18 protein-coding genes are annotated in these 21,438 nt (G+C 35.4%); 9 read left to right on the top strand and 9 right to left on the bottom strand.

The window, feature by feature from the left end:
• Positions 1-24 precede the first annotated feature (24 nt).
• Genes A9G17_RS06180 through parE form a run of 4 tightly spaced genes read right to left on the bottom strand, consistent with a single transcriptional unit; the run spans position 25 to position 6,477 of the window.
• Positions 25-1,470: a TrkH family potassium uptake protein gene (locus tag A9G17_RS06180; protein ID WP_065739107.1), complete on the bottom strand. Its 1,446-nt coding sequence runs from the start codon at positions 1,468-1,470 to the stop codon at positions 25-27.
• A 14-nt stretch (positions 1,471-1,484) separates the two neighbouring features.
• Positions 1,485-2,330 carry a co-chaperone DjlA gene (djlA, locus tag A9G17_RS06175; protein WP_065737958.1) on the bottom strand — a complete coding sequence of 282 codons (846 nt, stop codon included), beginning with the start codon at positions 2,328-2,330 and terminating at the stop codon, positions 1,485-1,487.
• Between the two features lie 4 nt (positions 2,331-2,334).
• The gene (gene parC, locus A9G17_RS06170; RefSeq protein WP_065737957.1) at positions 2,335-4,560 is read right to left on the bottom strand and encodes a DNA topoisomerase IV subunit A; all 2,226 of its coding nucleotides are present in this window, start codon (positions 4,558-4,560) and stop codon (positions 2,335-2,337) included.
• Positions 4,561-4,587: 27 nt separating this feature from the next.
• Positions 4,588-6,477 carry a DNA topoisomerase IV subunit B gene (gene parE / locus A9G17_RS06165; RefSeq protein ID WP_065737956.1) on the bottom strand — a complete coding sequence of 630 codons (1,890 nt, stop codon included), beginning with the start codon at positions 6,475-6,477 and terminating at the stop codon, positions 4,588-4,590.
• A gap of 238 nt (positions 6,478-6,715) precedes the next feature.
• Here parE and A9G17_RS06160 point away from each other — a divergent pair, with 238 nt between their 5' ends.
• The 5 genes from A9G17_RS06160 to ubiA all read left to right on the top strand — a co-directional run bounded on the left by A9G17_RS06160 (position 6,716) and on the right by ubiA (position 12,230).
• The gene (locus A9G17_RS06160; RefSeq protein ID WP_065737955.1) at positions 6,716-9,169 is read left to right on the top strand and encodes a DMSO/selenate family reductase complex A subunit; all 2,454 of its coding nucleotides are present in this window, start codon (positions 6,716-6,718) and stop codon (positions 9,167-9,169) included.
• A gap of 19 nt (positions 9,170-9,188) precedes the next feature.
• Entirely contained in the window at positions 9,189-9,803 is a 615-nt protein-coding gene (locus tag A9G17_RS06155) for a DMSO/selenate family reductase complex B subunit (RefSeq protein ID WP_065737954.1), read from the top strand.
• 1 nt (position 9,804) lies between these two features.
• Positions 9,805-10,644 carry a dimethyl sulfoxide reductase anchor subunit family protein gene (locus tag A9G17_RS06150; protein WP_065737953.1) on the top strand — a complete coding sequence of 280 codons (840 nt, stop codon included), beginning with the start codon at positions 9,805-9,807 and terminating at the stop codon, positions 10,642-10,644.
• 53 nt (positions 10,645-10,697) lie between these two features.
• On the top strand, positions 10,698-11,282 hold the full coding sequence (locus A9G17_RS06145; protein WP_065737952.1) for a TorD/DmsD family molecular chaperone: 585 nt from the start codon (positions 10,698-10,700) through the stop codon (positions 11,280-11,282).
• A gap of 117 nt (positions 11,283-11,399) precedes the next feature.
• Positions 11,400-12,230: a 4-hydroxybenzoate octaprenyltransferase gene (ubiA, locus tag A9G17_RS06140; protein ID WP_065737951.1), complete on the top strand. Its 831-nt coding sequence runs from the start codon at positions 11,400-11,402 to the stop codon at positions 12,228-12,230.
• Between the two features lie 432 nt (positions 12,231-12,662).
• Here ubiA and folP read toward each other — a convergent pair whose 3' ends face one another.
• The 3 genes from folP to rlmE all read right to left on the bottom strand — a co-directional run bounded on the left by folP (position 12,663) and on the right by rlmE (position 16,196).
• Positions 12,663-13,499 carry a dihydropteroate synthase gene (gene folP, locus A9G17_RS06135; RefSeq protein ID WP_065737950.1) on the bottom strand — a complete coding sequence of 279 codons (837 nt, stop codon included), beginning with the start codon at positions 13,497-13,499 and terminating at the stop codon, positions 12,663-12,665.
• A 114-nt stretch (positions 13,500-13,613) separates the two neighbouring features.
• A complete protein-coding gene (gene ftsH / locus A9G17_RS06130) occupies positions 13,614-15,494 on the bottom strand; it encodes an ATP-dependent zinc metalloprotease FtsH (protein ID WP_218059767.1) in 1,881 nt (626 codons plus the stop codon).
• A 75-nt stretch (positions 15,495-15,569) separates the two neighbouring features.
• Complete coding sequence (gene rlmE / locus A9G17_RS06125) at positions 15,570-16,196, bottom strand: 23S rRNA (uridine(2552)-2'-O)-methyltransferase RlmE (RefSeq protein ID WP_065737948.1); 627 nt, start codon at positions 16,194-16,196, stop codon at positions 15,570-15,572.
• 98 nt (positions 16,197-16,294) lie between these two features.
• Here rlmE and yhbY point away from each other — a divergent pair, with 98 nt between their 5' ends.
• On the top strand, positions 16,295-16,588 hold the full coding sequence (gene yhbY, locus A9G17_RS06120; RefSeq protein WP_065737947.1) for a ribosome assembly RNA-binding protein YhbY: 294 nt from the start codon (positions 16,295-16,297) through the stop codon (positions 16,586-16,588).
• Positions 16,589-16,628: 40 nt separating this feature from the next.
• On the opposite strand, the gene greA is transcribed toward yhbY, so the two are convergent.
• Positions 16,629-17,105: a transcription elongation factor GreA gene (gene greA / locus A9G17_RS06115; protein ID WP_065559646.1), complete on the bottom strand. Its 477-nt coding sequence runs from the start codon at positions 17,103-17,105 to the stop codon at positions 16,629-16,631.
• Positions 17,106-17,337: 232 nt separating this feature from the next.
• Here greA and A9G17_RS06110 point away from each other — a divergent pair, with 232 nt between their 5' ends.
• From A9G17_RS06110 to hslO, 3 genes are all read left to right on the top strand, one after another.
• Positions 17,338-18,945, top strand: coding sequence for a hypothetical protein (locus A9G17_RS06110; RefSeq protein ID WP_065737946.1), 1,608 nt, complete (start codon positions 17,338-17,340; stop codon positions 18,943-18,945).
• Positions 18,946-19,048: 103 nt separating this feature from the next.
• Positions 19,049-19,447, top strand: a complete 399-nt coding sequence (gene hslR / locus A9G17_RS06105) for a ribosome-associated heat shock protein Hsp15 (protein WP_065737945.1) — start codon at positions 19,049-19,051, stop codon at positions 19,445-19,447.
• A gap of 1 nt (position 19,448) precedes the next feature.
• The gene (hslO, locus tag A9G17_RS06100) at positions 19,449-20,312 is read left to right on the top strand and encodes an Hsp33 family molecular chaperone HslO (RefSeq protein ID WP_218059766.1); all 864 of its coding nucleotides are present in this window, start codon (positions 19,449-19,451) and stop codon (positions 20,310-20,312) included.
• A gap of 318 nt (positions 20,313-20,630) precedes the next feature.
• Here the strand turns inward: hslO and tsaA are convergent, their stop codons facing one another.
• Entirely contained in the window at positions 20,631-21,347 is a 717-nt protein-coding gene (gene tsaA, locus A9G17_RS06095) for a tRNA (N6-threonylcarbamoyladenosine(37)-N6)-methyltransferase TrmO (RefSeq protein ID WP_442903432.1), read from the bottom strand.
• Positions 21,348-21,438: the final 91 nt, after the last annotated feature.

The following is a 21,438-nucleotide window of genomic DNA, read 5'->3' as shown; positions in this document are numbered from 1 at the left end:
TTAACTATACGTTTCAGTATAAAATCAGCTTCGCCAGAAAGTTGGTGTAAATAAAACAAGTAAAGTAAATATTTCTAACCGACCAAATAACATATCAACTATCATGACCCATTTAACCATGTCACTTACACTAGCAAAATTATCACTTACACTTCCCAGGCCAACACCTAAGTTATTGAGTGATGATGCCACAATGTAGAAAGAATCAGAGGCTGTAACGCCTGTTGCCATAATGATAAATAAGCTGACTAAAAAGACTAAGGCATATGCCGAGAAAAATCCCCAAACAGCTTCAATAATTCGTTCTGGTACTACACGATTGTTTAGTTTCAATGTATAGATAGCATTGGGGTGAATAAGGCGTTTTAGCTCTCGTGAACCTTGCATAAATAGTAATAGTACTCGAACGACTTTCAAACCCCCACCCGTTGAACCAGCACATCCACCAATAAACGATGCACATAGTAAAAACAGGGGAAGTAATGACGGCCAGGTATTGATATCATCAATGGTAAATCCTGCTGTTGCTGCGACAGAGACAACTTGCAGTATTATTTTGTCTATACTTAATTTGTGTTTTACCTGATAAAAGTAAACTCCACATGCACAAATCACAATTAAGATAAGCAAAATAAAGATAAAAGTTCTAAATTCTTGGTCTCGCCAATATACCTTAATTGATAATCCGTTTAATGCGGCAAAATGTAACGCAAAATTACAACCTGATAAAATTAGAAAAATAGTAATAATATAGTTGATGGTCGCACTATTAAAATAAGCAAGATTATCATCGTGAGTAGAGAATCCACCCATCGAGATGGTTGAAAAACTGTGTGAAACAGCGTCAAAAATATTCATTCCGGCAGCCCATAAGCAAATTGCACAAAGCGTTGTGAGTAAAATATAAATTGACCACAGTGTTTTTGCCGTTTCGGCAATACGTGGACGCATTTTGCTGTCTTTTTGTGGACCCGGGATTTCAGCTCGATAAAGCTGCATGCCCCCAACACCTAATAACGGTAATATTGCAACCGCTAAAACGATAATACCCATACCCCCCAACCATTGTAATAATTGCCGATAAAAAAGTAGTGCTTTAGGTAGGTGATCGAGATGTACAATCGTTGTTGCACCTGTTGTCGTTAAGCTGGAAAACGATTCGAAAAATGCTGTGGTTAAATTTAAATTAATATGGGTGTCGAAAATAAAGGGAAATGCTCCAATTGTACCGAGTACTACCCAAAATAATACGACGATAAAGAAACCTTCTCGAGTACTAAGTTCATGGCGTTGGTGACGATTGGGTAACCATAGTAAACAACCTAATATTAATGCGGCGAAAAAGGAGCGAACAAATATAGCACCTGCGCCATCACGATAGATTAGAGCAATCAGTGCCGGTATTAACATAAATATCGACAAGAGTGCTATTAATAGACCTATAATTCTAAGAATTGAGCGCCAGTGCATCATATTGATCGTCTCTATTTAAAACCACGAGAGGCTTTGATTAGATCATAAGCCGCTTGAATTTCTTGTGCTCGTTTTTTAGCGGCTTCAAGCATCTCTTTTGGTAATCCTTTAGATACTAACTTGTCAGGATGATGTTCATTCATTAATTTACGATAAGCTCTTTTTATTGTAGCAATATCATCAGATGGTTCAACACCAAGAATTTTATAGGCATTTTGTAAATTTAGTTGTGAAGAGTTGTTTTGATAACCACCATAGCTATTATTACTGTGTCGATGTTGATTATATTGTTTCTCTTGGTAGTTATAATTTTGTTGATGGAAATGATAACTACCCATCATCATTTGAATGTAAATTGCCATTTGATGCCGTGGAATATTGAATTCCTCGGCAACAATAAAGAGTATTTCTGACTCTTTATCATCTAAACGACCATCGATTAATGCTGCTTGGATAAGCTGCTCACAGAAAATATTTAAAACATTACGTCTAGAACGATATTGATTATATAACTCTCTTAAACGTGCCCTGAGTGGGTAATCACTTGCCTTACCGCGATTAAAGGAGTCTTGAGCAAGTTGACGACTATTGCTATCAAGCTGCAATTGAGTCATAAATCTACGAGCAAGATTAATATCATCTTGCGTTACAACGCCTTTAGATTTACCTAAATGACCCAGTACTTCAAAAACAACGGTTAAGTAGAGTCTTGGGTTTCCTCTAGGCTCTTGTTCAGTCAATTTATTACAAAATTGGTAGAGTTTTGGACCAATGAATAGACCAAGTAAAAACCCCCAATTTGATTTTAATATAATGCTTAAAACAAAGCCTGTAATTATTGCCCAAATAAAAGACATATTATTAAATTACCTCAATTCGATCTATTTTTTGTAATCCACGTGGTAAAGACGTTCCTTTACGCGCTCGTTCCGCCCTAAATTTTTCTAAATCAGCCGGATTGAGCGTAAGTTTGCGTTTACCAACATATAAGGTTAAGGATGTTTCTGGTGTGATTAATCGTATATAAGCAAGGCTGTCTTCTGCACCTGATAATGATATGATTTTATTACCTTTACCTTTTGCAAGTTCTGGTAAATCTTTTACAGGGAAGACGAGCATTCGTCCTGCTTGAGTAATGGATAATAATAAGCTATCTTCAGATAGAATCTCAATTGGCGTTAGCACTTTAGCACCATTTGGTAAATTGATTATTGCTTTACCATTACGATTACGAGTAACTAAATCATTGAATTGACAAATAAAGCCATAACCAGCGCTAGAGGCTAACAAGAACTTTTGATTTTCATTGGCTGACATTAACATGTGCTCAATTGTGGCTCCAGCAGGGAGTGCTAGTTTACCCGTTATTGGTTCACCTTGTCCGCGCGCTGATGGTAGTGTATTTGGCTCAATAGCATAACTTCGACCAGTTGAATCAATGAATACAACAGGTTGATTGCTTTTACCTTTGGCTGCAACTTTAAAACTATCGCCAGCTTTATAACTTAAACCAACAGGATCGATATCATGGCCTTTTGCTGATCTCACCCAGCCCATTTCAGATAACACAACAGTGACAGGTTCTGATGGTGTGAGTTCTTGTTCTGTAATAGCTTTAGCTTCACTACGCTCAACAATCGGTGAACGACGCTCATCACCATATTTTTCGGCATCTTGTTGTAGCTCTTTTTTAATTAAATTATTTAATTTTCGTGGCGAAGCCAATAACGCTTGTAACTGATCTCGTTCTTTAGCAAGTTCGTTTTGTTCACCTTTAATTCGCATCTCTTCCAATTTAGCTAAATGACGAAGTTTTAACTCTAAAATAGCTTCTGCTTGAATTTCGGTCAGAGTAAAGCGACGAATTAACTCAGCTTTTGGATCTTCCTCATTACGGATAATTTCAATCACTTCGTCAATATTTAAAAAAGCAATTAATAGACCGTCTAAAATATGTAGTCGCTTTAACACTTTGTCTAAACGATAATTTATGCGACGTATGACAGTTGCTCGACGGTATTCTAACCATTCAGTAAGAATTTCAACCAAACCTTTTACTGATGGGCGATTGTCTAGCCCAATCATATTCATATTTACTCGATAGCTTTTTTCAAGATCGGTAGTGGCAAAAAGGTGATTCATTACTTGTTCTAAATCAACACGATTAGAACGAGGTACGATAACCAATCGAGTAGGATTTTCGTGATCAGACTCATCGCGTAAATCTTCAATCAATGGTAATTTTTTAGCTCGCATTTGAGATGCAATTTGCTCTAAAATTTTTGCACCAGAGACTTGATGTGGTAGATCGGTAATAACAATATCACCGTCTTCTTTTTTCCATACTGCACGCATGCGAATTGAACCACGACCTGTTTTATATATTTTAGCAATATCCTCTGGTGAGGTAATAATTTCGGCCTCGGTTGGGAAGTCTGGCCCTTGAATGTGAGCCATCACTTCACTTAAAGTTGCATTAGGGTTATCAGCCAACATAATGGCAGCATTTGCTACTTCACGGATATTATGCGGTGGAATATCTGTAGCCATACCCACAGCAATACCCGTAGTACCATTTAATAAAATATTTGGTAATCGAGCAGGTAGCATTTTAGGCTCTTGCAAAGTACCATCAAAGTTAGGTGTATAATCAACGGTACCTTGTCCTAATTCACCCAATAATAATTCCGCATATTTTGATAAACGTGATTCGGTGTAACGCATAGCAGCAAATGATTTAGGATCATCTGGTGCCCCCCAGTTGCCTTGACCATCAACTAGTGGGTAACGGTAAGAAAATGGCTGTGCCATTAACACCATCGCTTCATAACATGCACTATCACCATGCGGGTGATATTTACCGAGCACATCACCAACAGTACGTGCTGATTTTTTAAATTTTGCTTGAGCATTTAGCCCTAATTCGGACATGGCATAAACAATACGTCGCTGTACGGGTTTTAGACCGTCACCAATAAAAGGTAATGCCCGATCCATAATGACATACATTGAGTAGTTTAAATAAGCACTTTCTGTAAATGTACGTAGTGACTGGATTTCTACTCCGTCATGAGTTATTTCACTCATTATTGTTCCTCTAAATCATTCTTTATGTTAGACATCAAGTTCGACTTGATCACCTTTTTCTTGTAACCATTCACGGCGATCTTCTGAACGTTTTTTGGCTAGTAGCATATCCATTAATGCCATGGTTTCTTCTGTATTATCAAGTGATAACTGAACTAATCGGCGGGTATTAGGATCCATTGTTGTTTCACGGAGTTGTAATGGGTTCATTTCACCCAGTCCTTTGAAACGTTGAACATTCGGTTTACCTTTTTTACGTTTTAGTTGGTCTAAAATACCTTCTTTTTCTTCTTCATCTAAAGCGTAATATACTTCTTTGCCTAGATCGATGCGGTAGAGTGGTGGCATTGCCACAAAAACATGTCCTTGTTCAACCATAACACGAAAATGACGAACAAATAGCGCACAAAGCAAAGTGGCAATATGTAATCCATCAGAGTCAGCATCAGCTAAAATACAGATTTTACCATAACGTAATTGGCTTAGGTCATCACTATCTGGGTCGATGCCAATAGCCACTGAAATGTCATGAATCTCTTGTGAACCTAAGACCTCATCAGATGAAACTTCCCAAGTATTTAATATTTTACCTTTTAAAGGCATGATCGCTTGATATTCACGATCTCGTGCCTGTTTAGCGGATCCTCCCGCTGAATCCCCTTCGACTAAAAACAGTTCTGTACGACTTAAATTTTGTGAGGAACAATCTGCCAATTTACCTGGCAGCGCTGGGCCACTCGTGAGCTTTTTACGAATAACTTTCTTTGATGCTCTTAAACGTTTTTGTGCACTGGTAATGATCATTTCTGCCAATGATTCAGCGATCTGTACATTTTGGTTTAACCATAAACTAAATGCATCTTTAACAATTGCAGATACAAATGCTGCACTTTGTCTTGATGATAGGCGTTCTTTGGTTTGCCCAGCAAACTGTGGTTCTTGCATTTTTACTGATAATACATATGCACAACGTTCCCAAATATCATCAGCAGTAAGTTTTAAACCGCGCGGTAATAAATTTCGAAATTCACAAAATTCCCGCATGGCATCAAGTAATCCTTGGCGCAAACCATTAACATGCGTGCCACCTTGTACGGTTGGAATTAAGTTAACATAACTTTCTGTTAAAAGTTCGCCACCTTCTGGTAACCAAAGTAAAGCCCATTCGACAGCTTCTGTTTCACCCGTGTGGCTACCGGTAAATGGCTCTTCAGGTAATAGTGTGTAACCACTAACAGACTCCATTAAATAGTCTTTTAATCCATCTTGATAACACCAGCGTTGTTCAGTATTGTTAATTTTGTCTTTGAAAATAATTTCCAGACCTGGACAGAGTACCGCTTTCGCTTTAAGCAAATGAGTTAAGCGGGGCACTGAAAATCGAGGTGAATCAAAATACTTTTCATCTGGCCAAAAACGTACTTTAGTACCCGTGTTACGACGACCACATGTACCTATTACATGTAAATCTTCAACTTTATCACCATTTTCAAAAGCGATTTGATACACTTGACCATCGCGATTAACAGTAACTTCTACCCGTTTGGATAAAGCATTAACCACGGAAATACCTACACCATGCAAACCACCAGAGAACTGATAATTTTTGTTCGAGAATTTACCTCCGGCATGTAAACGGCAAAGTAGTAGCTCTATGGCTGGTACACCTTCTTCAGGATGAATATCAACCGGCATCCCTCGTCCATCATCAATAACCTCAAGAGAATTATCTTCATAAAGGGTAACTTTCACTTGACGAGCATGTCCCGCAATAGCTTCATCGACACTGTTATCAATGACTTCTTGCCCTAAATGATTCGGGCGGGCCGTGTCAGTATACATTCCTGGGCGATGTCGAACTGGATCGAGCCCCTTTAAAACTTCAATATCAACGGCATTATAAGTAGATTGTGACATAGCGTTTCTATTTCATTTAAATAAATGGGGAGTATTATACCAATCTTTCTTTAAGATGCATGATATTAAATTTATAATGAAATACAAATAGCGTTTTAAGATAGTCCATTAGTTGATAATAATTATTATTTAGTTAATTTATTTGAAATTAATCATGCTTTATACTGCTTTTTTAGTTTTAATATTTCATCAATAGTAATATGATAAATAAATCCCATATAAAAAGTAAGGGAATGCAATGAGCAAGCCAAAAAACAATAAAATTAGTCGACGTGATTTTTTACAAAAATCGATAGCAATCGGGAGTATTGCAGCATTAACAAGTAACATGCAAATGCCTTTTGCTTATGCGGAATCGGATAAAAATACCAGTAGTAATGAAATTCCTAATCCTACTAACCAAGAAAAAATCTTTTATAGCGCCTGTTTAGTCAACTGTGGAAGCCGTTGCCCATTAAAAGTTCATGTTAAAAACGATATCATTACTAAAATTTCTGCTGAAGATGGTATTAACGATCCTGTTTTTGGACTGCATCAAATTCGCCCTTGTTTGCGTGGACGGTCTGTCCGCTGGCGAACTTATGATCCTGATCGTTTAAAATATCCAATGCTGAGAGTTGGTAAACGGGGTGAAGGTAAATTTAAGCGAATTTCATGGGAAGAGGCGATTAATTTATTAGCTGATAAACTCAAATATACTATTGATAAGTATGGTAATGAGGCTATTTATTATCAATATGGTACAGGTACCACTGGCGCAAATATCCCCGGACGTAATGCTTGTAAGCGGTTTTTAAATACGATTGGTGGTTTTTTGAATTATCATGGTGATTATTCAAGTGGGCAAATAACAGCGATTCAACCTTATATTTATGGTAATGCCAAAGAATCTTTGTTAGACCAAATAAAACATTCTGATTTGGTTGTGATGTTTGGTCAAAATATTGCCGAAACTCGAATGTCGGGTGGTGGACAAGTTACGGAGTTATTTAATGCTTTATCACAAAGTAAGGCAAGAGTCATCATTATCGATCCTCGACGTAGTGAAAGCGTGGTTGGTTATGATGCTGAATGGATCCCCATCATTCCCGGTACTGATGCCGCTTTAGTTGCCGCAATTGGATATGCTTTACTTGAAGAAGATCGGATTGATGATGACATGCTCAATCAATACTGCGTGGGTTGGAATGCTGACTCATTGCCTGATACAGCACCTCCTTTTAGCGATTTTAAATCTTATATTCTTGGTTTGGGGGATGATAGAACTCCGAAAACACCTGAATGGGCAGCTCAAAAAACTGGTATTCCAGCAAATCAAATTCGAAAATTAGCGATCGATATTGTCAATGCTAAGGCTGCATGGATTTCCCAAGGTTGGGGGCCACAACGTTGGCAAAATGGCGAACATACCACAAGAGCGATCATGATATTACCAATCATCACAGGTCAGTTTGGTAAGCGTGGAACCAATATAGGAACTTGGGGTGGCAGTATGACTTATTCCGTTCCAAGTTTAAGTCTAGTTAATCCAATTAAAACCAGTATTCCATTCTTTTTATGGACTAAAGCCATTGATGAACCATTTAGCATGACTGCCAAAAATTCTTATATAAAAGGTAAAGATAAATTAGATGTTGGTATTAAATTTATCTGGAGTTATGCAAGTAATGTTATTGGTAATCAGCATGCTGATCTCAATCGAACTCACCAAATTTTACAAGATGAATCAAAATGCGAATTTATTTTAGTTTGGGACACGCATATGACCGCGTCGGCTAAATATGCCGATTTATTATTACCAGATGTATCATCAGTAGAAAGTAATGATCTGATTAACAATTCTTATGCATCAGGTGCTTATCATTATATTATTCGTATGCAACGAGCAATTAAGCCTCTTTGGGAAAATCGTTCGTCATACGATGTGTTAACTGATTTATCTGAAAAGATGGGGGTAAAAGATAAATTCACGCAAGGTCGCACTCAAGATGAGTGGATAGAGTATTGCTATGAAAAACTCCGCAAACAAGAGCCTAATTTACCAAGCTTTGATGAAACTGATGGTATGGGAGTCATTGATCGTAAGTTAGCTAATAGTGATAACCATATCGCTTTACAAACTTTCAGAGATGATCCTCTTAAAAATCGATTAAATACGCCATCAGGAAAAATTGAACTTTATTCTGAAGCATTGGCTAAAATTGCCAATGAATGGGAGTTTGATGAAGATGATAAACTTTATCCTATTCCAGCTTATTTACCTGCTATTGAAGGCAGTGAAGATAAACAACAGAAACAAAAATATCCATTACAATTAATTGGTTTTCATATTAAAGGTCATTGTCATTCAAGTTACAGTAATCTACCACAATTACGAGAAGCTGTGGCGAGCAGTATCTGGATTAATCCATTTGATGCAGAGCCAAGACAAATTAAGCATGGACAGTTAGTTGAGGTTTATAACGACCGTGGTCGATTATATATACCTGCTAAAGTTACACCACGTATATTGCCAGGTGTTATTGCAATTCCTCAAGGTTTGTGGGCAAAAACTAATGCAGCAGGGATTGATATTGGTGGTTGTGTCAATCGCCTAACTTCAATGCGCCCATCCGTTCTGGCTAAATCGAATCCACAACATACTAATTTGGTTGAAATTAAACCATTGTCAGCTATGTCAACGGCATCGTAATTAAAGGGAGATGATAAAAATGCAATATGGATTCTATATTAACTCTTCTAAATGTACCGGCTGTAAAACTTGCCAATTGAGTTGCAAAGATGAGAAAGATAATTCTTTAGGTATCCATTTTCGTCGTGTTTATGAATATGGTGGCGGTGATTGGCAACAAATTGATGGTCTTTGGCTAAATAATACTTTTACTTACTATTTGTCGATTTCTTGCAACCACTGTGATCAACCGACTTGTGTTCAAGGATGTCCAACTGGTGCAATGCATAAACGTGAGCAAGATGGCTTAGTTGTGGTGAATCAAGATGTTTGTATTGGTTGTCGATACTGCGAAATGCGTTGTCCTTATGGTGCGCCACAATATGATCAGCAAAAAAAAGTTATGTCTAAATGTGATGGATGTTATGAGCGTGTAGCGGAAGGATTAAAGCCTGTATGTGTGGAATCATGCCCGCAACACGCTTTAGATTTTGATGAGATTGGTAAGTTACGTGAGCAATATGGTGATGAACGCAATATTGCACCATTACCAAATTCACAATTGACTAAACCCAATATTGTTATAAAACCACATGCACAGGCCAAAGCATCCGGTGATACACTTGGTAAAGTTCTTAATCCGGAGGAGGTCTAAAATGCATGAATTACCACTGGTATTTTTTACTGTATTTGGGCAACTATCTGCGGGGATGGTGCTTTTAGGCAGTCTAAATTATTTATTTAATCGATCAACTCATAATACGCTGATTATCGAAAAAATTAATTTGGTTGCTTTGATTTTCATGGCATTAGGTATGTTACTGGCTTCATTTCACTTAGGTAAACCTTTCCGTGCTTTGAATGTGATTTTCGGTATTGGCCGTTCACCAATGAGTAATGAGATTTTTACCTTTGGGGTATTATTTGGTGTGACATTTGGTTGTGTCATACTTGCTTACTTTTCGCACCTTAACAATTCAAATCGATGGGGGTTTATTAACACTTTATGCCAGCGCATTAATCAAATTCCACATATCGGTAAAATGCTTGCTCTATTGTTGGTGATCTTAAGTTTAGTTTTTGTGTGGACAATTGTATTAACTTACATGTTGCCGACGGTTAAAACTTGGGGTACTTACTACACGGCAATTCAAATGTACACGGCAATGTTAGTATTGGGTGGGGTTATGGTTGCAATGTTAGGATTCTATCGAACGGGTAGTATTGCCTTTTTTATTGGTGCTTTATTGATACTGTTATTAAAGTTCCCCTATATTAACTTAATGATCGAAATCGCTCCCCAGTTGGCTTATGATCAGTATCATTGGGTTGCAATACAGTGTGGGTTATTGCTGGTAGCATTGATTTTGATTGCCTTAAATAGTTGGCTTAGCAAAAAAATAACGATGATTTATTTGCTTGGTTTTGTATGCACTTTAGTAGCTGAACTTTGTGGACGCATTGCCTTTTATAATTTATGGACGATACCGTTATAATAATCGTAAATATTACTAATTAGCGATAATATATAAATAAGAGATTAAGTAATTTGGATAACTTAACTTCAGTCACATTAGCAAAATTATTGGGTGCATTTTTCTATTATTCACCCAATAGCGAAACAGTTAAACCATTGATTGATGGGCTACTGCATATCGATGAGTTAGCAAGCTGGACAGATAATAAATTAATTAATAAGCAGTGCCAAATATTAGCCGATCAAATACAAAACCCTGATCTTGATTTTCAGTTTTCATTGTTATTTGAAGGGCAAGGTAGTATGCCTGTTCCTCCTTGGGGTTCGGTATATCTTGATCAAGAAAAGTTATTAATGGGAGAATCCCAAGAGCGTTACCGTCAATTTTTACAACAAAATGGTTTAATGCTTAATAGTGGTATGAATGAACCAGAGGATCAGTTTGGGTTAATGCTAATGGCTTTTGCTCTATTAGCAGAAAAAAAACAATTAGTGGCAGCAAAGCAACTCATTACTGATCATCTATCAATTTGGAGTTCGACCTATTTAAATCGCTTAAAACACAATGAAATTAGTTTTTTTTACCAAGCTTTAGCTGTGATTACGGAACAGTATTTACAGATATTATTAACCAATATTGAATTAGATCTGTTATAACTATTTAAAAAATTAAATTCTTGTTCATACAGATATTTTTATACCTTATACCTAGCATTGCAGCTTTTAGGATAAACGGTATAATTCTCCAATAATTTATCAGGATAAACTCTATTTATGCTAGCTTATTTACAACTAATGCGACTCGATCGTCCAATTGGCTCATTGTTATTATTATGGCCAACATTTTGGGCTATTTGGCTTGCGACCCATTATCCTCCAGTTTATATCATTGTTGTATTTACTTTAGGGGTACTGGTCATGCGTTCAGCTGGATGTGTTGTGAATGATTACGCTGATAGGCATTTGGATGGTCATGTTGATCGTACTAAGGATCGTCCATTGGCACGCGGGGCATTAACTGAAAAAAATGCATTGTGGACGCTATTAATACTGTTAGTTGTGGCATTAGCTCTTTTGTTAATCTTAAACAAACTGTCATGGTTTATAGCTTGCTTAGCATTGTTAACGGCAATGGTTTATCCTTTTATGAAACGTTACACCCATTTTCCTCAAGTTATCTTAGGTGTCGCCTTTAGTTGGAGCATTCCGATGGCATATGCAGCAACAGTAGAACAATTCCCATTAACGTGTTGGTTACTTTGTGTTGCAAATATTTGTTGGACAGTTGCTTATGATACGGAGTATGCCATGGTTGATCGTAATGACGATGTAAAAATTGGCATTAAGTCGACCGCCATTTTATTTGGTCACTATGACAAGATAATTATTGGAATGCTACAGGCAATTATGCTTATTAGCTTATTGGCTATTGGTAAAATCAATCAGTTATCTGCTTTTTATTATTTTTGTCTATTATTGACGGTATTGCTGTTTATTTATCAACAATGGTTAATTAAAGATCGTGACAGAACAAATTGTTTTAAAGCTTTTATGAATAATAATTATGTCGGTTTGGTTGTATTTATTGGGATATTTGCGGCATAAATATTTATTAAAAGTAATGTTGTTATCGATTTTTACTTCAAAATGAGTAGTAAAATAAATAATTCCAATAAGATAAGAAGTTAGTGAAAGTAATGATATCTATCTAACGTCATTTATCTAATTATTTTTTCATTGTTTATTGATTTGTTTATTAAAAAGACCAGAATTAATTTCAATCCTGTTTCTTTTTCAATAATTTTGATTCAAATGATATACAATATTGGCAGATAGAATAAGTAGTATGAACAAATCCTAATATAGGAATAAATATTTTAGATTGAATAATATTAGCCATTCTAAACTTGAGTATAGTTAATCATCAAAACTATTATGATATAACAATAAAATTTTAATTTATCGAACTTGATGGAAATTAAAAAAAAGATACCAATAGGTAATATTATTTACTTTTCAATTCATTCCGGTTTTAATTTAATCTTGTTCAGCTAAGGTCGCTTGCACAATTCGCAGTGCATCAAAAGTTTCTTTAACATCATGAACACGAATAATTTGTGCTCCTTGCATAGCTGCAATTACGGCACAAGATACACTACCAATCATACGTTCTTGAGGGGCAACATTTAAGACTTGTCCTATCATTGATTTCCGGGACATACCGACTAATAACGGTAATCCAAAATGGTGAAAGTTGTTTAATTTAGCTAATAATCGATAGTTGTGTTGTAGAGTTTTACCAAAACCAAATCCCGGATCGAGTATGATTTTTTCACGCTCTATTCCAGCATTTACACAACGGTTAATATGTTGAGTAAAAAATTGATCCACTTCTTGATATATGTCTTGCTGATAATGTGGCGCATTTTGCATGGTTTTTGGATCACCTTGCATATGCATAATACAAACCGGTAATTGTGTCTTTGCTGCGGCTTCAATGGCACCAGGCTCGGTTAGTGCTCGAATATCATTAATTAAGTGAGCACCGGCTTTTGCTGACTCAGTCATTACTTGTGGTTTAGAGGTATCGACTGAAATCCAAACATCGAAATAACGTGCAATTTTTTCAACCAAAGGTATAACACGATCCAACTCTTCTTCAACCGATACTTCAGCCGCACCTGGACGAGTTGATTCACCACCTACATCAATGAATGTTGCACCCGATTGAATCATACTGTCAACTCGGCGCATAGCATCATCAAGATTATTGTAATTGCCTCCATCAGAAAATGAATCGGGTGTCATATTAACAATACCCATTACTTGTGGAAATGAAAGGTCCATTATCTGATTTTTAAATCGAATTTCCATAATTGTGCCTTATTTAATTGAATTTTGATGATTATTTTTTAACCTATCGCGTTATAAAATTTTTAACTATGAAAAACGCGCCGTAGCGCGTTATATTTATATCTTATGGGCAAATTAACTTTCTGGTTGAGGTGGAGTTGTACTACCCTCATTTGGAATTTTATTTGCTGCTTTTTCATCACTTTCTGTCCAATCATCTGGGACAGAAACTGGACGGCGTGCAATTAAATCTGCAACTTGTTTTGAACCAATAGTTTCATATTTCATTAATGCATCTTTCATTGCATGAAGTACATCAATATTATCAGTTAATATTTGACGAGCTCGTTGGTAATTACGATCGATTATCGCTTTGACTTCTTCATCAATGATTCGAGCTGTTTCATCTGAAATATCTTTAGGACGCCCATAGGCTGAATTTTCATCCATTTCATAAAATAATGGTCCTAAACGCTCAGAAAAGCCCCATTGTGTTACCATTGCCCTCGCATACTGAGTTGCAACTTTAATATCATTTGATGCGCCTGTCGATACTTTATCTGTACCATAGATTAACTCTTCTGCAAGTCGACCACCATAAAGTGTTGCAATATCGCCCTCTAATTTTTCTCGACTTTCACTTACTCTGTCACCTTCTGGTAAAAAGAAAGTCACACCTAAGGCGCGTCCACGAGGAATTATGGTCACTTTGTGGATTGGATCGTGATCAGGCATTAAATAGCCAATAATCGCATGTCCAGCTTCGTGATAAGCCGTTGAGACAAGTTGTTCTTGGGTCATAGTTAATGAACGTCTTTCTGTACCCATATTGATTTTGTCTTTGGCTTCTTCAAATTCATCCATGGTGACAAGACGTTTATTACGTCGAGCAGCAAATAAAGCAGCTTCATTAACTAAATTGGCTAGTTCTGCACCTGAATAACCTGGTGTACCTCGCGCTAATACCGATAAATCAACATCAGGCCCTAGTGGAATTTTACGCACATGTACGGCTAAAATTTGTTCGCGTCCTTTCATGTCAGGTAAACCAATTTGTACTTGTCGGTCAAAACGACCAGGACGGAGTAAAGCTGGATCGAGTATATCCACACGGTTAGTTGCAGCGATAATGATAATACCACTATTGGTTTCAAACCCATCCATTTCAACCAACATTTGGTTTAATGTTTGTTCTCGTTCATCGTGGCCACCCATTGAACCTGCACCACGTTTGCGTCCAACGGCATCGATTTCGTCGATAAAAATAATACAAGGAGCGTGTTTACGTGCTTGATCAAAGAGATCTCTTACACGGGATGCCCCTACACCGACAAACATTTCAACAAAATCAGAACCTGAAATACTGAAGAATGGTACATTGGCTTCGCCAGCTATCGCTTTTGCCAGTAGGGTTTTACCGGTACCTGGAGGACCAACCATTAAAATTCCTTTTGGAATTCGCCCCCCTAATTTTTGATATTTACCAGGATCACGTAAGAAATCAACTACTTCAGTTACCTCTTGCTTAGCTTCTTCGCTGCCAGCAACATCAGTGAATTTGGTTTTGACTTGATCGGGTGTTAGCATGCGGGCTTTACTTTTGCCGATCGCCATTGGCCCGCCTTTACCGCCCCCATTCATTTGGCGCATGACAAAGAACCAAAGACCAATAAATACTGCCATTGGAAACCAAGAAATTAATATATTGGCTAATAAACTTGGTCTTTCATCAGGTTGGCCATAAACTGCAACTTTATTGAGCACCAAATCATCCATTAATTTGTCATCATAATAAGGGATATAGGTAACATAATTTTCATTACCGTTGGTTGTAGCAGTAATCTCACGTCCATTGATATGCACTTCTTTGAGCTTTTTGTTGGCAATATCAGAATTAAATTGAGTATAATTAACTTGAGGGAGCCCATTAGATATAGCGCTAAATTGGTTAAATACAGCGATTAACACTATAGCAATTACTCCCCAAATCAGTAAATTCTTTACCATGTCGTTCAAAAGAAAAACCTCTCATAAAAATAATAGTTACGACCAAAATTAACGAAGTATGGTACTACAAATTTATTAAACTGGCTACTTCATACCCATTGCAACAATATAAACTTCTCGAGATCTTGCACGAGAGGCTTCAGGTTTACGAATTTTGACTGTTTTAAACATAGAGCGTACTTGTTTTAAATACTCTTCAAACCCTTCTCCTTGAAAGACTTTTACGATGAAATTGCCATTATGTGCAAGTACATCTCTACACATATCAAGTGCAAGTTCAACTAAGTACATTGCTCTAGGTATATCAACAGCCGGTTGCCCACTCATATTTGGAGCCATATCAGACATAACAACTTGGACTTTTTCTTCTCCAACTCGTTCTAATAATGCTTTCAACACGAGTTCATCTCTAAAATCACCCTGTAAAAAATCAACGCCAACGATAGGATCCATAGGAAGTAAATCACATGCAATAATACGCCCTTTATTACCAATCAATGAGGCAACATATTGTGACCAACCACCAGGTGCTGCACCTAAATCAACTACAGTAATACCAGGTTTGAATAATTTATCACTTTTTTGAATTTCTTCTAATTTAAACCATGCTCTTGAGCGTAGTCCTTTTTTTTGTGCCTGTTGCACAAAGCGGTCATTAAAATGTTCATTGAGCCAACGCGTTGAACTTGCTGAGCGTTTTTTGTTACTCACAGATAATAAATCCTTAGTATAAGATAGTTACTTCAATTGATTACTCATATATATAAGGGTAAAATAGCAAAATTACAACTTAATGTGATAAAAAATTAATGAATTTATCGAATAAACAAAAACAGTATTTAAAAAGTGAAGCTCATCACCTTAAACCTATTGTGATGATTGGTGCTAATGGATTTACCGAGGGCGTTTTAGCCGAAATTGAAAATGCCCTGAATTTCCATGAATTAATTAAAATTAAAATATCTGCAGAAGATCGCGAAACTAAAAAGTTAATTTGTGAAGCCATTATCCGCGAAACAGATGCGCTAGCCGTTCAACAAGTCGGATCGATTTTCACTATTTTTAGGCCAAGTGAAGAAAAGAAAATCTCATTACCTAAATAGAAATTGTAACAGGGCGTGTAAGCCCTGTACATTTTTTAATTTAAATATATTCAACTTTAACAATATCGAATTCGACATCACCGCCAGGTGTTTTTATTTGAACTGTATCACCATCTTCTTTGCCTATTAGTCCTCTTGCAATTGGAGAGTTAACTGAAATAAGATTTTGTCTATAATCAGCTTCATCATCACCAACGATTCGATAGGTGGTTTCTTCATCCGTATCTACATTTATTACTGTAACCGTTGCACCGAAAATTATTCTTCCAGTATTTTTCACTTTAGTAATGTCGATAATTTGCGCTTGTGATAATTTACCTTCGATTTCTTGAATACGCCCCTCGCAAAAACCTTGTTGTTCTCTTGCTGCATGATATTCGGCATTTTCTTTTAAATCCCCGTGTGCTCTAGCTTCGGCAATGGCTGCTGTAATTTGCGGTCGTTTAACGTTTTTCAGCTCTTCCAATTCCGCACGTAATAATTCGGCTCCCTTTACCGTCATTGGGATTTGTTTCATCTCTGTTTCTCCCGTTTTACTTTTTAACAAATAAAAAATAACAAACCTACCTTTATATACAGTAGAAAAGCTATTTATTTTATTTTTTATTTTAAATACACTTATTTTTATATATTAACTTTAAAACTGACTCAATCACAAATCATTTGTATCGAAATCAGATGCTATTTTGATTAAAATGGGGTATCGTAATGTAATTATTAAATAATTTATTTTAGTGATTAGTCTATTTATGCGACGATTAAAACTTTTTATAATTATTTTATCGACAATTGTTTGTTTTTTTGTTTTTTTACCTTATTTTTTGCTACAGACTTCTTTTGGCGCAAAAATAGCCAGTCAACAATTATCAAAATTAAGCTCTTACACTATATCAATTGATAATATGCATCATTCATTTGCAAATTTATATGAATTATCATTTGATAATGTAATTATTAGTAATGAAAAACAGGAAATAGTTAGAATTCCTAAATTAGTCATTGGATTAGATAAAAATAATCTTTGGCAATTGAACCATTTTAAGTATATTACTGTTATAAATGGTGTAATTAATTATAATCCAGATATTAAACATGATAGTTTTACAGCAGATACGTTAAAACTAGTTGATTCTATTGTTAATACTTCCTTTAATAATGGGCAAATAAATTTATCTTTACAAAAATTAAATGGCGGTATTAAACCATTTAATTCATCCGGTGATGGAAAGTATCAGTTTGATCTAACATCACAACACGTTTCCCTTAACCAGCTACCAATGAATAAAGTTCTTATTCAAGGATTTCATCGCGATAATATTACTTCTATCACTAATTTAGGAGGGAATTTTGATAAAGGCTTTTTTGTGAGTAAATTAAAAATATTATCAGATAATAGTTTAGATATTGAACAATTGAAAGTAAGCCATATTCATTTCCAAACAACGGATGATAATTATTTTGATAAATATTTATCTGTATTACCAAAATTAACGCTTCGCCAGTTGTCTATTTTTGAAAGCAGTATACAGTTGCCTTTTTTAATTATTGATAAAGGTAATCTTGAAACAGCTAACCTACGATATGATGATCGATGGCATGTTGAGGATGGTTCTATTGTTTTTAATGCTGATAGCGTTGTCTGGCATAATAATACGTTTTCATCGGTATTGCTTCAATTAGCTTTAAATGATCAACAAGTCGATATCCAAAAAGCAATGGCAACTTGGAATAATGGCAATGTGAATTTTTCGGGTATATGGAAGAATAACTCATTATATTTAAGTAAGCTATTATTAGCGGGCGTTGATTGTAAAATAACCGAAAAATTAGAACAATTTTTATTGCCAGACGTCTTTAGTCAAGTTGTAATCAATGAATTAACAGTGTTACCAAGCATGTTAATTAATACTAATCGTACTTATCCATTTACTTTAATTAATTTCGAAGCTTCTGGTTCCGATGTAATTTTAGTCAAAGATAAAAAATTGGGCTTATATTTTGGAACTTTATTTTTAAAAGCTGAAAAAGGTTCGATTAATGGGATCGATATTAACTATCCTGATCTGGTAGTAAAATTTGATCCACAGTATAATACCCTATTGAATTTTAGTTCATTAGTAAGTGGTGGAATGGTTGAGGCTGTTGCCAAAGTTAATTCATTGCAAACTGAGTTTTTATCATTGCACATCTCAGCATACGGTATAAGCAGTTTACTTCTTGACGAATGGAAGTTAGTTAAAGAACCTCCTAACGCTTTCAATTATAATGCCGATTTACATGGTGATATTTCACCATTTGGTTTATCCGGTATATTTTTTACAAATGGCAATGAGTTTATTGTTAACCCCCAACATTGATTTTAAAAAAAGCAATCTTATATAATTTGTAACAAACTATTTAATTGGTTGCATCAATTTTAATATCAAACTGGCTTTGATAATAAAATTATATGAGGTAGTGATGGAATTAGTAAGATTAGATAAATGGTTGTGGGCTGCAAGATTTTATAAAACCCGTTCTCTAGCCAGAGAAATGATTGATGGTGGTAAAGTTCATTACAATGGGCAACGTGCTAAACCAAGTAAAATTGTTGAAGTTGGGGCAATGTTGACACTTCGTCAGGGTTCTGAACAAAAAACGATTCAAATTTTGGCTATTAGTAGTCAAAGAAGAACTGCCATTGAAGCCCAATTTCTTTATCGAGAAACTCTCGATAGTATTGCTAAGCGCGATAAAATGGCAGAAGCACGCAAGCTTAATGCATTAACTATGCCGCATCCTAATAGAAGACCCGATAAAAAAGAGCGACGAAATTTGCTTAAATTTAAATATGATAGACAAAAAGGTGACAACAACTAATATGGATACTCTAAATCGATTTTTATTTGATAATCATCCTATTCGCGGTGAAATTACCCGTCTTGAACAGACATACCAAGCCATTTTAGATAATCATAATTATCCAATAGCAGTACAAAAGTTATTAGGCGAATTATTAGTTGCAACCAGCTTATTAACTGCCACTTTAAAATTTGAAGGTGATATTGCTGTACAATTACAGGGTGATGGCCCACTCTCTTTAGCTGTAGTTAATGGTAATAATCAGCAAGAGTTGCGTGGTGTTGCTCGAATTAATAGTAGTATCGCTGATAATGCTTCACTTAAAGATATGGTAGGTAATGGCTATATAGTTATCACAATTACACCCAAAAATGGCGAACGCTATCAAGGCATAGTTGGTTTGGAAAAAGATTCATTAATAGGCTGTATAGAAAACTATTTTATACAGTCAGAACAGTTACCAACTAGGTTGTTTGTTAAAATAGGTTTATTTGAAGGTAAGTTAATGGCTTCAGGAATTTTACTGCAAGTTTTACCTAGTAATGAAAATGCAACCGATTCATTTGAGCATCTTAGCGCTTTGACTGAAACAATTACTAGTGACGAGTTATTCGGGCTATCAACTGAAGAAATTTTATATCGTCTTTACAATCAAGAAGAAGTTAGGCTTTTTGAAACTCATAATATTATTTTTAAATGTGGATGCTCTCGTCAACGTTGTGAAGATAGTTTAATGACTTTACCCGCTAACGAAATTGATGAAATTCTAAATGAAGATGATGGAAAGATTGATATTCATTGTGATTATTGTGGAAAGCATTACATCTTTGATACGATTGATATTACTCAAATGAGAAATAAACAAAATCCTCAATACCATTAATATTTCGTTTAAAAGAACCACTAAAATTTATGAAATTTTAGTGGTTAAGGGAAATATAGGGAAATTAAACCCGTATTTAATTTATCAAAGTTATGTAAATATACCAGTCTTTTTTGTTTATTTAGATGATATTTTTGTAAATTTCCTTTACAAATAAATTTTTAGTTAAGTATTTTAAAACAAGTTATTAATTTGAAAATTTTTTCACAACAGTTAATACCTTATTATTTAATAGGTTATTAGATTTATCGCCAATTATTAAAAGTTATTCAAAGCGGATACCTTCGTTCTTTATCAATAAAAAGTGACAAGTTTTAACTATTTCTTCTTATCTATAGTGATATCTTCAACAATTGCGTGTTGGTTACTGATTTTGCATTTTATATTAAATTGATAAAGTGTCAGTCCATATTCTTGTTGCTCAATATTATTTTGTTTATATGCAGGTCTTGGATCTTGAGAAATAACCTGCGTAATTAATTCTGTAAGGTGTGGGTAAGTTGATAGGTATGAAGTTAGACTCAATTGTGCTTGCGGTGAAAATTCAACTGTGATTTTTCTCTCAGGCTCTGATTGAGCATAACCAGCAATAGCTGTAGGGTAACTATCACAATAGGGTATGTAAGGTTTAATATCGATAATTGGTGTGCCATCAACTAAATCAATACTGCCTAATTTCAAAATAATTTGCTTATTTTTAATGACAATATCTTTTAATTCGACAGCTGAAAGTCCAATATGATTGGGGCGAAAAGGTGATCTGGTAGCAAATACACCTAATGTTTTATTTCCACCCAAGCGAGGTGGACGCACAGTTAAACGCCACTTTTCTGGCTCAATATGATGAAACTGAAATAATAGCCATAAATGTGAAAATTGTTCTAATCCTTTAACACTAACAGTATTATTATATGGTGCTAATAGATGAAGTTCGCCTTGACCTGCGGTAACTAAATTGGGTTGTCGAGGGACAGCAAATTTTTCGCTGTAGGGGGAATGAATAATACCGATAGGTTTGATTTGATATGTCATTATTTAAGATTTTTATTCATTAATGGTAAAATTTAAATAGTTTTATTGATTCTTTCTATATTATTTTTCCGCTGATTTATTGGTCAGCGGAAAG

The sequence above is a fragment of the Gilliamella sp. wkB7 genome, from assembly GCF_001693435.1.
GTDB classification, from domain to species: Bacteria; Pseudomonadota; Gammaproteobacteria; order Enterobacterales; family Orbaceae; genus Gilliamella; species Gilliamella apicola_N.
The sequence above is the reverse complement of the archived record's forward strand: the minus strand, read 5'-3'. Positions and strand labels throughout refer to the sequence as shown.